The sequence below is a fragment of the Niveispirillum fermenti genome (assembly GCF_052474395.1).
The window spans coordinates 1,020,093-1,034,296 of record NZ_CP156678.1 but is presented as its reverse complement, the minus strand read 5'-3'; the positions used below and the strand labels follow the sequence as shown (position 1 = coordinate 1,034,296).

The window sequence follows — 14,204 nt, the reverse complement described above, 5'->3', positions numbered from 1 at the left end:
TGACAATTCAACCCCTTATCCTGACCCTATGGACGCTTCGGGTCGAATTCCCGCCAGTCACCTCCGATGAGCCCGCGTGTGCCTTGCCGGACGGGTGTGCGGGCCGAAGCGGCGGAACGACCTGGCATCATGCTTGCCTGTGCTGCCGACGGCGTTGCCCGCAGGCTGGCATCACCGGCCGGCTGTTTACGAAATTACCGCCAACCCCCCGATTTTGGGTTGCGTTATTACGTGATTCAGCGGAGAAAGTGACTGTTCCTACAAAACAGTGTCGACAGCGTTGTCATTTTCTGCGACATGTCGACAAAACGAATTCCTTGGGAGGTCGCCTTGGCGCAGTCCGTACCGAATGCCGCATCGGGTGGGAACTCCACCTTCCCGGTGGCCCGCAAGATGCTGCCCTTCACCTTCATGCTGTTCTTCATCGTGGGTTTCGTGACCGTGCTGGTCGACCCGCTGGTGGCGAAGTTCAAGGCGGCTTTCAGCCTCAGCTACGCCGAGGCCATGCTGACCCAGTTCTGCTATTTCCTGGCCTATTTCCTGATTTCGCTGCCGGCCAGCCGGGTGCTGGACAAGTTGGGATATCTGCGCGGCGCCATTACCGGCTTCGTCACGGTCGGCATCGGCATCCTGCTGTTCATTCCCGCCATCGAAATCGCCCAATATTGGGTCTTCCTGGCCGCCCTGTTCGTGATCGCCACTGGCGTCACGATGATCCAGGTCGTCATGAACCCGCTGGCTTCCGGCCTGGGATCGCCCGATACGGCGCCGCAGCGGCTGACGCTGGCCCAGGCGTTCAATTCGGTGGCGACCTTCATCGGCCCGCTGCTGGCCGGTATCTTCATCTTCAACGCGATCACTGAATTGCCGGAAGGCATGGCGGGCACGACGGGTTCGCTGCGCGTGCTGGAAACGCCCTGCATCGTGCTGGCCCTGATCATGTTCGCCATCGCCATCCTGTTCTGGGTCCTGCGCCGGAACGAGACGGTCGTGCGCCGTGAGAGCGCGCATTGGCACATGCCCTCGCTGCGGGAGAATCCGCGTCTGGGCTTCGGTGCCCTGTGCATCTTCTCCTATGTCGGTGCGGAAGTCGCCATCGGCAGCCTGATGATCAATTATCTGGGCCTGGAAAGCACGCTGGGGCTGTCGGAGGAGCAGGCGACCACCTATCTCGCCTTCTACTGGGGCAGCGCCATGGTCGGCCGCTTCATCGGGTCGGCCGTGATGACCAAGGTGTCGCCGGCCCGTGTCCTGGCCTTCTGCGCCCTGATGACGGCGGTGCTGGCCACGACATCGGCCATGACCACGGGTGCCGTGTCGGCCTATACGGCCATCGCCATCGGCCTGTTCAACTCCATCATGTTCCCCACCATCTTCTCCTTGTCGGTGAAGGACATGGACGACCAGACGCCGGCCGCGTCGGGCCTGCTGTGCCTGGCCATCGTGGGTGGGGCGGTCGTGCCGGTGCTGACCGGTGCCTTCGCGGACGTGACCAGCCTGCATATGGCCATGTTCGTCCCTGTGGCCTTCTATCTGGTCATCGTCGCCTTCGGCCTGCTGTGCCTGAAGGGGGCGCTGGAAAACGGCCTGGGCCGGGTCCGGCCTGCCCCGGTCGGTGCCGCGGAATAATCCGCCCACCTTCCCCCTTTCATCGCGGAAGGCGTCGTGACCGGCGGCGGGGTATACGGAAGACCCCGCCGCCGCTTGCGGCTTTTGATGGACCCGGACGGGATTTATGCCGAAAATCAATCGTTCCAACCGGGAGTACCAGATGGCGCAGCCGCATCGCAAACCGACGATCAACGATGTCGCGGCCTTGGCCGAGGTATCGATCAAGACCGTCAGCCGCGTCATGAACAAGGAACCGAACGTCCGCGACGTGGTCCGCCAGCGTGTGCTGGCCGCCATCGCACAACTCGGCTACCAGCCCTCGCTGTCGGCGCGCAGCCTGGCGGGGGAGCGTTCGTTCCTGATCGGCCATTTCTACGGCGACACGGGCGGCCAATATACGCACGATATCCAGCTTGGCATGCTGAACCGCTGCCGTGCCGCCGGCTATCATCTGCTGATCGAGGAAATCGCCTACAACGCCCCGGATGTGGAGGAGCGGGCCGCCGCCCTGGTCAATCAGGTCCGCATGGCCGGCGTCGTCCTGACCCCCCCCGTCACGGACAATCCCGTGGTGCTGGGGGTCTTGCAGCGGGCCGGGGTGCCTTACGTGCGTATCGCGCCCGACCGGGATATCGACACCTCTCCCATCGTCCGGATCGATGAATGGAAGGCCACCCGGGACCTGACCGAACATCTGATCGGCCTGGGCCACCGCCGTATCGGATTCATCAAGGGCAAGGCGCAGCACGCGGCCACCCGCCTGCGCTATGCCGGCTTCTGCGAGGCGCTGGCCGATCATGGTCTGGCCCCCCTTCCCGACCTGATCGAGGTGGGCGAGTTCAATTACGGTTCCGCCCTGCCGGCGGCGCAGCGCCTGCTGGACCGGCCCGACCGGCCGACCGCCATCCTGGCCAGCAATGACGAGATGGCCGCCGCCGCCCTGGCCGTGGCCCACACGCTGGGCATCACGGTGCCCGACCAGCTTTCCGTTGTCGGTTTCGACGACATGCCCATCGCCACCATGGTCTGGCCACAGCTTGTCACCATCCGCCAGCCCGTGATCGACATGGCGGAGGCGGCGGCCGACATCCTGCTGGAACTGATCAAGCGCAAGGATGCCGGTGTCTGGGACAATCCCATGCCGCACCGGCAGCTCGACCACGCGCTGGTCATCCGCGGGTCCACGGGGCCGGCGCCGGACATGCCCGGCGCCGCGCTCCGCCCCATGCGCAGCGCCAGTGCCTGATCCCCTTCCCTTCGCCCTGAAGCCTTCCCGCCTGCCCTGGAACGACACCATGACTGACGGCCCCGCCCCCTTTCTGATCGCCGATATCGGTGGTACCAACGCCCGCTTCGCCCTGGTCGGGGCGACGGGCTCGCCCTTCAATGAACAGGTTCTGCGCTGTGCGGACTATCCGACCCTGCAGGAAGCGGCCCTGGCCTACCTGCAGGCGCAGGATCTGGTGGGGCGGGTGAAGACGGCGACCTTCGCCGTCGCATCACCCATTACCAGCGACCTGGTGCGCATGACCAACCTGGCCTGGGAATTCTCCATCACTGCCGTGGGCCGTGATCTGGGGCTGGACCGGCTGGATGTCATCAATGATTTCACCGCCGTGGCCCTGGGCATCCCCGAACTGGGGCCGGATGATTACACCCAGGTCGGCGAGGGGGAGCCCGTGAAGGGATCGCCCATCGGCGTGCTGGGTCCCGGCAGCGGGCTGGGCGTCTCGGCCCTGGTTCCTGCGGTCGGCGACGGCCATTTCATGGCGCTGGCCACGGAAGGCGGGCACGTCACCATGGCCCCCGTCACCGACCGGGAAAGTGCGGTGCTGGCCCAGCTTCGCAAACAGTTCGAGCATGTTTCGGCCGAACGGCTGGTCTGCGGCCCCGGTCTGGTGAACCTGTATGAGACCTTGTCCTTCCTGGACGGGATCGAGGCGGAGAAGCTGACGGCGGCGGAGATTTCCGATCGGGCGGTATCCAGGCGCTGCACGGTCTGTGTGGAGGCGCTGGACATGTTCTGCGCCATGCTGGGCACCGTGGCCGGTAATCTGGCCCTTTCGCTTGGATCGCGGGGCGGCATCTATATCGCGGGCGGCATCATTCCGCGGTTCCTGACCTGGTTCGGCCACAGCCGCTTCCGCAAGCGGTTCGTTGAGAAGGGCCGCATGCGCGCCTTCCTGGGGCCCATCCCCACCTATGTCGTCACCCACCCCTATCCAGCTTTCCTGGGGCTGGCGGCGCATGTGCGGCGGGTCGGGGTATAAGGCACTTCCGCCTCGATCCCCCCACCGCGACATCATGCGCCGCAATGCTGGCGGATGAAGTCGCGGTGGGTTGGCATGTAATCGGCGGAATTGGCGATGGCCTCGCGAATATGCGCCAGCCTGGTGCGGGTTTCCTCCAGGCTCAGGATATCGGCGACGGGATCGTAGCTTGCAGGCTGCATCAACTGGCCCAGCATGACGGCGAACCAGCTTGTATCGTTGAACAGTTCCTCGTTCTCCCGGAACGTGCGGCCATGGGCCAGGAACACCGCCATCTTCTCGGCCAGACGGTCGGGCACCGGCATGGTGCGGCAATAATCCCAGAAGGGGCTGTCGTCGCGTTCGGTCGCCTTGTAATGCAGGATCAGGAAGTCGCGGATCTCCGCATATTCCGTGGTCAGCACACGGTTGTAGCGGGCGATGGTGGCGGGGTTGAAATCCCGGTCCGGGAACATGGCCATCAGCCGGGACAGCCCGCTCTGGATCAGCCAGATCGACGTGCTTTCCAGCGGTTCCAGAAAGCCGGAGGACAGGCCGATGGCCACGACATTGCCAACCCACAGCCGGCGGCGATGACCCGTCCGGAAGGGCACGATGCGCGGATCGGCCAGCGGCTTGCCGTCCAGGTTGGACAGCAGGGTCGATATCGCCTCGTCGTCACTCATGTAGGCAGAGCAGAAGACATGGCCGTTGCCGGTGCGGTGCTGCAACGGGATGCGCCATTGCCAGCCGGCCTTGCGCGCCGTCGATCGCGTATAGGGCGTCATGGCCTCGGTCCCCTCGCATGGGACGGCCACGGCCCGGTCACAAGGCAGATGATGGGACCAGTCGACATAGCCCGCCTGCATCGCGCCTTCGATCAGCAGCCCGCGGAAGCCGCTGCAATCGATGAAAAGCTCGCCTTCCACCCGGCTGCCATCGGCCAGTTGCACCGACTGCACGAAGCCCGTCTCCGGATGCCGGTGGACGGCGACGATCCGGCCCTCCCGCCGCACGACACCGCGGGCCTCGGCATAGGAACGCAGATAGCGGGCATAGAGGCCGGCATCGAAATGGAAGGCGTAGGCGATGTCCGACAGGGGGGAGCGGCCGGCCTTGATGGCGCGCATGAAGCGCCCGCGCGCGCCGGCCGTGGCCTGCAGGGACCAATCCTCGATCCTGTCCACCAGACCCGCCTGCTTCAGGCGCAGCCAGTAGGCGTGGAAGGACACCCCCTCCATATGCAGCCCGATATGGCCGAACGGGTGGAAATAGGTATGGCCAAGCCGGCCCCAATCCACGAACTGGATGCCCAGCTTGAAGCTGCCCTTCGTGGCGCGCAGGAATTCATCCTCGTCGATGCCCAGCATGCGGTTGAAGGTGGCCATCTGCGGGATGGTCGCCTCGCCCACGCCGACAATGCCGATCTCGTCGGACTCGACCAACGTGATCTCCGCATAGTCCGGCCCCAGGATGCGGGCGAAGGTGGCGGCGCTCATCCATCCCGCGGTGCCGCCGCCGACGATGGTGATGCGGCGGATGCGGCGGTCGCTCATGGGTCTCTCCGTGCGGCGCAATGGCGGGCGATGAACGACCCATGGTCCGGCATGGCATCGGCGGCGCGGGCGAACAGGCTGCGCAGCCTGTCCAGATTATGGCGGACAAGGCGCGGATCGATGGTGTCGGCCACGGGGTCCCAGCGTTCCGGCAGGATGTCCTGGCCCAGCAGGACGGCGATCCAGCTATTCTCGCTGAACAGTTCGTCCTCGAACCGGAACAGCCGCCCGCCCGCCCGGAACAGGGCGATCTTCTCCGCCAGGCTGTCGGGAACGACCATGGCGGCGGCCCGTCGCCAGAAGGGTTCCGGCCGGTCATTGGCCAGGTAATGCAGGATGATGAAGTCCCGCACCTGCTCGAACTGCATCGCCGACAGCCGGTTGTAGGCCGCTTCATGCGCCGGGTCGAAGGATCGGTCGGGAAACAAGGCCAGCAGTTTGGAGATGCCCGCCTGGACCAGATGGATGGAGGTGCTTTCCAGCGGTTCCAGAAATCCGGAGGCCAGGCCCAGGGCCACGCAGTTGCGATTCCACATCCGCCGCCGCCGGCCCGTGGTGAAGCGCAGCATCCGTGGATCGGCCAGGGCCGGCCCTTCCAGATTGGCCAGCAGCGTCTCGGCCGCGCGCGCATCATCGATATCCCGGCTGCAATAGACGTACCCGTTGCCGGTCCGGTGCTGCAACGGGATGCGCCATTGCCAGCCGGCCTCCCGGGCCATGGCCCGGGTATAGGGCGGCGGCGGGCCGGCATTGGCCGACGGCACCGCCAGCGCCCGGTCGCAGGGCAGCCAATGCGTCCAGTCCTCATACCCCGTGTGCAGCGCCCCTTCGATCAGTAATCCCCGGAACCCCGAGCAATCGATGAAAAGGTCGCCGTCGATCCGTCTCCCGTCGGCCAGGATGACAGCGTCGATGAACCCGTCTTCGGCCCTCAGCGGCACGCCGGTCACCTTGCCTTCCACCCGCCGCACGCCCCGCGCCTCGGCATGGCGGCGCAGATAGGCAGCATAGAGGGCGGCGTCGAAATGGAAGGCGTAGGTCACCTGCGACAGGACGGAAGCCGGGTCGGCCGATGGACGCGCGAACCGGCCCTTGTGCGCCATCACCGCGCAGAGATTATAGTCATCCAGCGGGCCGGCCAGCCCCTGGCTGGACAGTTTCAGCCAGAACTGGTGGAACTTCACCGCCTCCATGTCGAAGCCGAAGGACCCGAACGGGTGCAGGTACCGGTGACCGGGCCGTGTCCATCCCTCGAACGCGATGCCCAGCTTGAAGCTGGCATGGGTCCTGGCGACGAAATCATCCTCGTCCAGGCCCAACAGCGCATTGAAGGCGCGGATGGGCGGGATCGTCGCCTCTCCCACGCCGACGGTGCCGATCTCCTCCGACTCCACAAGGGTGATGCGGGTCACGCCATTGCCGGACAGGCGCGACAAGGCGGCTGCAGCCATCCAGCCGGCGGTGCCGCCGCCCACGATGACGATGTCGCGGATGGTATCGGGGGGGCGCATGGGTCAGGTCCCTCCCGACAGATGGGCCAGCGCCCGTACATGAGGCGGCAGCCCACCGGCGGCCCGCAGCAGAAGGGTGCGCAACCGTTCCAGATGCGCCAGGATGGCCGTGTCGGGCAGGGCGGCGGCCTGGATGTCGCAGCGGCGTGCCCGCACACCCTGGCTGTCGAACAGGTTGGCCCAGTCGGACCGGCTGAACAGTTCCCCGTCCAGCAGCGGAATGCGGCCCCGGCTCTCATACAGCGCCATCTTATGGGTCAGGCTGTCCGGCACCGCCATGTCACGCGCGGCATCCCACAGCGGGTCGCCCCGCCGGCCGTTCAGCTTGTATCGCAGGATCAGGAAGTCACGCGCGCGTTCCAGTTCGTCGATCGTCTGCCGGTCGTACTCCCCCGCTTCAGCACCGTTTCGGGGGTCGACGGGGTAAAGCCCGACCAGACGCCCGATGGCCGATAACAGCAAGGAGAGCGACGCGCCGCCGACCGGGTCCAGGATGGCGGCGGCCCCACCCAATGCCAGAACGTTGCCCTGCCAGGGAGACCGGCGCCTTCCGCAGGTGAAGGACCGGGTGGCGGTATCAGCCGGGCCAACCGCACTGGCGGACAGACGCGCCGTCCACGCCCCCCGGCGCAATGGCAGCCGCCGGGTCCATCCCGCCGGCTCCGCCGCATGCAGCCCGTAGGGTGGCGGCGGGCCGTCGGGCGCGACGGGGACAATGGCGACCTTGTCACAGGGCAACCACCGTCCCCAATCCTGCCAGCCATTATCGGGCCGGCACAGCAGGGCCGATGGCCCCGTGGCATCGATGAACCAGTCCCCGGCCAGACGCGCCCCATCGGCCAGCACCAGGGCCGCGACATTGCCGTCCCCCGTCCGTTCCACCCCGGCCAGGGGGGACGATGCCTGCCGTGCGCCCGCCGCCTCCGCCCGCCGGCGCGCCAATGCCGCCAGCCCGCCAAGCTCCAGGAAGGCGCCATACGCCAGGGTGGACAGGACGGATCGCGTGTCCGCCACGGGCAGGCTGAACCGGTCCATCTGGGCGGCAAGGGTGGCCAGTGAATAATCCGTCATGCGCAGCCCCCGGCCGGTCTGACGCGCCCGCCAGACCAGTTGGGTAAAGCCGACACCGTTCAATTCCGCCCCGGTGTCACCGAAAGGCTGAAAGGACACGGATGACGGACCCGCCCAGCCGGTGAAGGCCGTGCCCAGGCTGAAGCCGCCACCGCCGGCCCGCAATACCTCCCCCTCCTCCAGTCCCAGTCGGGCGAAGGCAGCCCCGAAACCCGGCAGGGCCGGGGCGACGGGGCCGAACGGGTCCAGGCTGTCGTCGGGGCCGGACACGGGCACCAGCGTCACCGACCCGCCGCGGCCGGCATGCACCCGCGCCAGGGCGCAGGCCGCCAGCCAGCCGGCAAGACCCGCACCGGCAATCACGATGTCATGCAGCCCGGATTTCATGATGCCATCCCCTGGCGATATCGGGCCAGCACATCGCCATGCAGGGGCATGACGGCCGCCGCACGGCGGCAGCGCTCGGCCTCCGCCGCCATATGCCGGGATATTTCGGCATCAGGCACCAGGCCCGCGCGCGGGTCCACCCGGTCGGGCAGGATGTTCTGCCCCAGATAGACGGCCAGCCAGCTTGGTTCCAGGAACATGCCGTCGCGGTAGGTGACGACCACGCCACGTTCCCGGAACAGGTCCATCTTGGTGGCAAGGCTGTCGGGCAAGGCCATGGTGCGGCAATGGTGCCAGAAAGCTGTGTCGTCGCGCTGGGTGGCCACGTAATGCAGGATGATGAAATCCCGCACCCGCTCATATTCGAGGTCCATCAACCGGTTGAATTCCGCGGCGTCCAGCGGGTCCCAGCCCCCCGGTGCCGGGAACAGGTCCAGCAGACGGCCGATGCCAAGCTGGATCAGGTGGATGGACGTGCTTTCCAGAGGCTCCAGAAAACCTGCCGACAGGCCGATGGCCACGCAATTGCCCACCCATTGCCGCCTGCGCTTGCCCGTGGTGAAGCGCAGGCGGCGGGGGGTGGACGATGTCGGGCTTTCAAGCTGGTCCAGCAATGCCTGTTCGGCGGCATCGTCATCGATGAAGCCGCTGCAATAGACATGGCCATTGCCGGCACGGTGCTGCAGCGGAATGCGCCACATCCACCCCGCCATGCGGGCCGTGGCGCGCGTGTAGGGTGTGACGGGGCCGGCATTGGGGCACGGCACCGCCACCGCGCGGTCGCAGGGAAGCCAGCGGGTCCAGTCCTCGTACCCCGTGTGCAGCGCCTGTTCGATCAGCAGCCCGCGGAAGCCCGAACAGTCGATGAACAGATCGGCCGCAATTTCCTGCCCGTCCGCCATCACGACATGGTTCACGAACCCGTCGGGCCGCAACCGCACGCCGGCCACCTTGCCTTCCGTTCGCACCACGCCGCGCGCCTGGGCGAAGGCGGACAGATAGGCGGCATAAAGGCCGGCATCGAACTGGTAGGCATAGGAATAGGTGGAATAGAGGCTGGCCGGGTCCGGTGACGGGTGGCCGAACCGGCCGGCGCGGGCGGCCTGTACCGGCAGGGACATGCTGTCCAGCCCGGGCGGCACCAGTCCGGCCCGCCGGGCCCGCACCCAGTGATGATGGAACGGCACGCCGCCGATATCCTGGCCGAAGGCCCCGAACGGGTGGATATAACGGTCACCGATACAACCCCAGTCGCAGAACTCGATGCCCAGCTTGAAGGTGGCTTCGGTGCGCGACATGAAGTCGGCCTCGTCGAATCCCAGGCTGGCGTTGAAATGGCGTATGTGCGGCACCGTTGCCTCACCCACGCCGACAGTGCCGATTTCTGCGGATTCCACCAGCCGGATGGACACACCTGTTCCGGCCAGCTTATGGGCCAGCGCCGCCGCCGTCATCCAGCCGGCCGTGCCGCCGCCGACGATCAGCACACGCATGGTCGGCGCAGGACCTGTTCCCTCGTTTCCTGTTTCTTCGTTTATTGTCACGGCCCCTCCCCTTTACTGTATATGTTAACGCTCACGTCTGGATTTCGTCAATGTGTGTGCGCTGCGCCGTGATTTTGTTGCAATGCAAAACGAATAGAGAAAAATTTTGTTAGCCCTAACATCTGGAGACTTGACGCTGATGGGGGCTTTAATTACCAATTAACCTACAGAAGGCGCAAACAACAAAATGCTAGCGCTAACATGGTGGGAGGAAATGGGGATGGGTGTTGTGGTACGCCCCCTGACGGGGGAGCGGCGGCGGCCCGATTTCGGCCTGACGCTGCGGGATGGGGTATCCATTGCAGCCTTGTGCGCCATTGCGGCTGTTCTGCCCGTAAAGGCCCAGCAATCCGCGAGCGGGCAGGATGCGCCCGACACCCTGGTTGCGCAAGCCTCGGGTGACAGCGCTGTCCAGTCCGAATTGCTGGAAGAGATCATTGTCACCGGATTTCGCCGATCGCTGGAAAGCGCGCAGGACCTGAAGCGCTATTCCGAAAGCATCGTCGACAGCGTCACGGCAGAGGATATCGGCGCCCTGCCGGACCGGTCCGTGACGGAAGCGTTGCAGCGCATTCCCGGCGTGACGATCAATCGTTTCGCCGCCGGCATCGATCCGGATCATTTCTCGGTGGAAGGCTCGGGCGTGGTCGTGCGTGGCCTGACCTATGTCCGGTCGGAATTCAACGGCCGCGAGGCGTTCAGCGCCAATAACGGCCGTGCGTTGGGCTTCGCCGACGTGCCGTCCGAACTGATGGGCGGCGTGGATGTCTATAAATCGCCCACCGCCGACCGGATCGAAGGCGGCATCGCCGGCGTCGTCAACCTGCGCACACGCAAGCCCTTCGACAGCAAGGGCACCGTCATGGCGGCCTCGGCCGAGGCTTCCTATGGCGACTTCGTCAAGAAGGCGGCGCCGACGGGCTCCATCCTGCTGTCCGACCGCTGGGAGACGGGGGCCGGCGAGTTCGGCCTGCTGGGCAGTTTCGTGGGCTCCCAGCTCAAGACCCGTGCCGACCGGTTCCAGCTCTCCAGCTTTCGCGTCCGCAACCTTTATTCCGATGGCGACGTCGTCCAGAACGGGTCGGAGGAGGCGCCCAACGCCATCACAGATCAGGTGCTGTTCCCGCGCGGTGCCGTGGTGGGCAGCCAGGAATTCGACCGGCGCCGGTATGGCTATGCCGGAGCCGCGCAATGGCGCAGCCCCGACAACAGGATGGAGGCGGTGTTCACCTTCCTGCGTTCCGACGCGCGGCAGGCCTGGACCGAACATGCGGTCGAAATCGCGACCGACAACGTGGCCAACAACGGCGACAGCCGTCGTGTGCCGGGCACGGAATTGAAGTTCAGCAGCAGCGGCATGTTCGAAAGCGGTCTCATCACCGGGCCCAACGGCTGGCGCGACGATCAGCGGACCGAGGATGCCTGGGGCAATCCCGTGGTGCCGCGCATCACGGAATATGGGCTGCAGAGCAACAATATCCGCCGCGATCATGAAGAAAAGCTAGTCACCAACGATTACGGTCTGAATTTCCGCTGGGATGTCACCGACAATCTGGGCCTCAACTTCGATTACCAGCATGTGAAATCGTCAAGCTGGATCATCGATAACGGGCTTTGGACCTCCAGCTACCAGAATGTCCTGATCGACATGAATGGCGGCAAGGGATATCCGCGCGTCGAGTTCCAGCCGCCGCAGGTCTGCTCCGGCCCCTCCGCCAACTGGGCTTGTTCCGGCGTCCCCGGCAGCACGGGCAGCCCGACCTATTTCGGGGAGGGGCATAACAGCTTTGCCGACCCGTACAATACCTTCTACCGGTCCGCGATGGACCATATCGAGGATAGCACCGGCAATTCCGACGCTGTCCGTATCGATGCCGACTACAAGTTCGAGGATAGCAATTTCCTGAAATCGGTGCAGGTGGGTTACCGCTATGCCGACCGGCAGCAGACGGCACGCTTCTCCACTTACAACTGGGGTCGTCTGTCGGAGCAGTGGGGCAATAACGGCCCGGTGTGGCTGGACGATCCGCTGGATGGCAACCCGCAGACCAACGCCGTCGGCACGCCGGCCACGGCTTATCAATCCTACAAATACCCGAACTTCTTCCGCGGCAAGTTCCCCGATCCGCTGCTGGGCCAGGGCCGGCTGTTCTACTCCGGCAATTCCGCCAAGAACTATGCCGATTACATCGCCTTCGCCAACTCGATCAACCGCGAATGGGAACCGACGGTGACGGGCGAGGATGGCGTGGTGCGCAATGGTGGCTGGAATTCGCTGGCCGACCGGGCCGGGGTGGTGGCGGGCACGCCGTTCCTGCCCGGCGAGATCAATCCCATCCGGGAGGAGAACAACGCCGGCTATATCCTGGCCAAGTTCGACGGCGATATGAGCAATGGATGGAAATTCAGCGGCAATGTCGGGGTGCGCTATACCACCACCGACCGCACGTCCGATGGTTTCCTGGCTTTTCCCACGCCCAGTTCGGCTTTTCCGACCGACCAGAATTGCCTTGAATTGCAGCAGCAGATTGAAGAGACGGGTGAAGGCGCCCTGCCCGCCTTCTGCACTTTCAGTCCGGAGGTGCGGCAACAGGCCCGTAATTATACCAATAACGCGCTGATCCCCTCGCGGGTGAAGATCAACTATGATCACTGGTTGCCGAACCTGAACCTCAAACTGGCCGTGAGTGACGAGTTGCAGTTCCGCGCCGCCTATTTCAAGGGGGTGGCGCCGCCGGCCACGGGCCTGACCCGCAACTATTTCAACGTCAACCTGGAGACGGTCCAGAATGTGAACAGCGACGGCAGTGCCATTCCCGGCAGCTATCGCCTGCAGGGCACCTTCAATGCCGGCAACCCGTTCCTGCGGCCGACCACGGCCGACAATTACGACCTGACGGCGGAATGGTACTTCGCCAATGTCGGTCAGTTGACGGCATCACTGTTCTACAAGGAACTGAAAGGGGTGCTGACGAATGATGTCCGCCGTTATTCGCTGACCAATAACGGCGCCACGTTCGACAGTGTCGTGACCACGCCCGTCAATGCTGATGAGATCGGAAAGATCAAGGGACTGGAACTGGCCTATCAGCAGACCTACGACTTCCTGCCGGGCATCTGGGGTGGTTTCGGCCTGCAGGCCAACTACACCTATGTCCATTCAAAGGGGGTGCCGCAAAGCACATTGTCCGAAACGGACCCGGATGTGGGGGCGGGGCGCGTGACGACGGTGGACATGACCAAGCTGCCGCTGCAGGGACTGTCCAAGCACTCGTTCAACATCACGCCCTTCTATGAATATGGACCGATCTCGGCCCGCATTTCTTATTCCTGGCGGTCGGATTTCCTGCTGACCATCCGGGACGTGATCTTCCCCTATGATCCGATCGTCAATGAAGCAACAGGCCAGTGGGATGCCTCGCTGTTCTACAGCTTCAACGACAATCTGAAATTCGGACTCCAGGGGGCCAATCTGCTGAACGAGGTCACGAAGACCTCAGCCGTGGTTACCGGCCCCGATGGCGAAAATGTGAAGGTGCCGCGCGGGTGGTACATGAACGACCGCCGCATCACGGCCGTCGCGCGCTTCACCTACTAATACATGCGGCGGGCGGCCGGGTTCTTTCCCGGCCACCGGGGGCATGGGTCCTCATCAAGTCTCCTCAAGCAACTTGGGCGCCGTCGTTCCCGCGACGGCGCCATTTTCTTGCCCTCAATTTCCCTGTCGCTATGCCCGGCCATATCACGGCAACCGGTCGATGGGGCCGCCCGTGTCGATCAGGGGGGCGGCGTCGATATCCTCGGCATCCATCAGGCTGCTCAGCCGTTCCAGCATGGCGATGAGCATCGCCTGTTCCCAGTCCGGCAATTTGCGGAAACGGTTTGAAAACTGATTCTGCAGCATGTCCGGCGCGTCCGCCAGCACGTCCCGGCCCCGCGGCGTGATGGCGACCCATACCTGGCGCCGGTCCTGGCTGCCACGGCGGCGGGCGGCCAGACCCAGGCTTTCCAGCCGGTCGACCAGATTGGTCACGGTGGCCTGGCTGAACTGCACGGCTGCGGCCAGCGCACTGGGCGTCGCCTCCCCCCGCCGCGCCACTTCCTGCAGAAGAAGCAGTTGCGACGGCGTCAGGCCCGTGGCGGCGGCCAGCCGCCTTTCAGCCATTTCGGCGGCACGCATGATACGCCTGATGGCACGCAGGGCGGCTTCCGTTCGGGGATCTGACATGGGGGGAATCACTTCGGGGCCTGTCTGTACATTCTGGCTTTACCGGC

At 65.0% G+C, this 14,204-nt stretch carries 9 protein-coding genes; 4 read left to right on the top strand and 5 right to left on the bottom strand.

The features are described from left to right. Positions 1 to 330: 330 nt before the first annotated feature. From ABC728_RS03955 to ABC728_RS03945, 3 genes are all read left to right on the top strand, one after another. Entirely contained in the window at positions 331 to 1,629 is a 1,299-nt protein-coding gene (locus ABC728_RS03955) for a sugar MFS transporter (protein ID WP_416622029.1), read from the top strand. A 106-nt stretch (positions 1,630 to 1,735) separates the two neighbouring features. Beyond that, positions 1,736 to 2,857: a LacI family DNA-binding transcriptional regulator gene (locus ABC728_RS03950; protein ID WP_416622028.1), complete on the top strand. Its 1,122-nt coding sequence runs from the start codon at positions 1,736 to 1,738 to the stop codon at positions 2,855 to 2,857. A 49-nt stretch (positions 2,858 to 2,906) separates the two neighbouring features. Then, positions 2,907 to 3,881, top strand: coding sequence for a glucokinase (locus ABC728_RS03945; protein ID WP_416622027.1), 975 nt, complete (start codon positions 2,907 to 2,909; stop codon positions 3,879 to 3,881). Positions 3,882 to 3,913: 32 nt separating this feature from the next. Here the strand turns inward: ABC728_RS03945 and ABC728_RS03940 are convergent, their stop codons facing one another. Genes ABC728_RS03940 through ABC728_RS03925 form a run of 4 tightly spaced genes read right to left on the bottom strand, consistent with a single transcriptional unit; the run spans position 3,914 to position 9,878 of the window. Beyond that, complete coding sequence (locus tag ABC728_RS03940) at positions 3,914 to 5,416, bottom strand: tryptophan halogenase family protein (RefSeq protein WP_416622026.1); 1,503 nt, start codon at positions 5,414 to 5,416, stop codon at positions 3,914 to 3,916. Next, complete coding sequence (locus ABC728_RS03935; protein ID WP_416622025.1) at positions 5,413 to 6,927, bottom strand: tryptophan halogenase family protein; 1,515 nt, start codon at positions 6,925 to 6,927, stop codon at positions 5,413 to 5,415. The genes ABC728_RS03940 and ABC728_RS03935 overlap by 4 nt, the downstream gene beginning before the upstream one ends. Before the next feature lie 3 nt (positions 6,928 to 6,930). Next, positions 6,931 to 8,385, bottom strand: coding sequence for a tryptophan 7-halogenase (locus ABC728_RS03930; protein ID WP_416622024.1), 1,455 nt, complete (start codon positions 8,383 to 8,385; stop codon positions 6,931 to 6,933). Beyond that, complete coding sequence (locus ABC728_RS03925; RefSeq protein ID WP_416622023.1) at positions 8,382 to 9,878, bottom strand: tryptophan halogenase family protein; 1,497 nt, start codon at positions 9,876 to 9,878, stop codon at positions 8,382 to 8,384. Before ABC728_RS03925 ends, ABC728_RS03930 begins: the two co-directional genes overlap by 4 nt. Before the next feature lie 271 nt (positions 9,879 to 10,149). On the opposite strand from ABC728_RS03925, the gene ABC728_RS03920 reads away from it, so the two are divergent. Next, the gene (locus ABC728_RS03920) at positions 10,150 to 13,527 is read left to right on the top strand and encodes a TonB-dependent receptor (protein ID WP_445376269.1); all 3,378 of its coding nucleotides are present in this window, start codon (positions 10,150 to 10,152) and stop codon (positions 13,525 to 13,527) included. 144 nt (positions 13,528 to 13,671) lie between these two features. On the opposite strand, the gene ABC728_RS03915 is transcribed toward ABC728_RS03920, so the two are convergent. Further along, positions 13,672 to 14,157 (bottom strand): MarR family winged helix-turn-helix transcriptional regulator, encoded by a 486-nt coding sequence (locus ABC728_RS03915; RefSeq protein ID WP_416622021.1) that lies wholly within the window; start codon positions 14,155 to 14,157, stop codon positions 13,672 to 13,674. Positions 14,158 to 14,204 lie beyond the last annotated feature (47 nt).

What these genes read in the sequence shown, in the direction of transcription:
- ABC728_RS03920 (WP_445376269.1), top strand. Translation starts at nt 10,150, where the DNA reads ATGGGTGTTGTGGTACGCCCCCTGACGGGGGAGCGGCGGCGGCCCGAT.
- ABC728_RS03950 (WP_416622028.1), top strand. Translation starts at nt 1,736, where the DNA reads ATGCCGAAAATCAATCGTTCCAACCGGGAGTACCAGATGGCGCAGCCG.
- ABC728_RS03925 (WP_416622023.1), bottom strand. Translation starts at nt 9,878, where the DNA reads ATGCGTGTGCTGATCGTCGGCGGCGGCACGGCCGGCTGGATGACGGCG.
- ABC728_RS03940 (WP_416622026.1), bottom strand. Translation starts at nt 5,416, where the DNA reads ATGAGCGACCGCCGCATCCGCCGCATCACCATCGTCGGCGGCGGCACC.
- ABC728_RS03945 (WP_416622027.1), top strand. Translation starts at nt 2,907, where the DNA reads ATGACTGACGGCCCCGCCCCCTTTCTGATCGCCGATATCGGTGGTACC.
- ABC728_RS03915 (WP_416622021.1), bottom strand. Translation starts at nt 14,157, where the DNA reads ATGTCAGATCCCCGAACGGAAGCCGCCCTGCGTGCCATCAGGCGTATC.
- ABC728_RS03935 (WP_416622025.1), bottom strand. Translation starts at nt 6,927, where the DNA reads ATGCGCCCCCCCGATACCATCCGCGACATCGTCATCGTGGGCGGCGGC.
- ABC728_RS03930 (WP_416622024.1), bottom strand. Translation starts at nt 8,385, where the DNA reads ATGAAATCCGGGCTGCATGACATCGTGATTGCCGGTGCGGGTCTTGCC.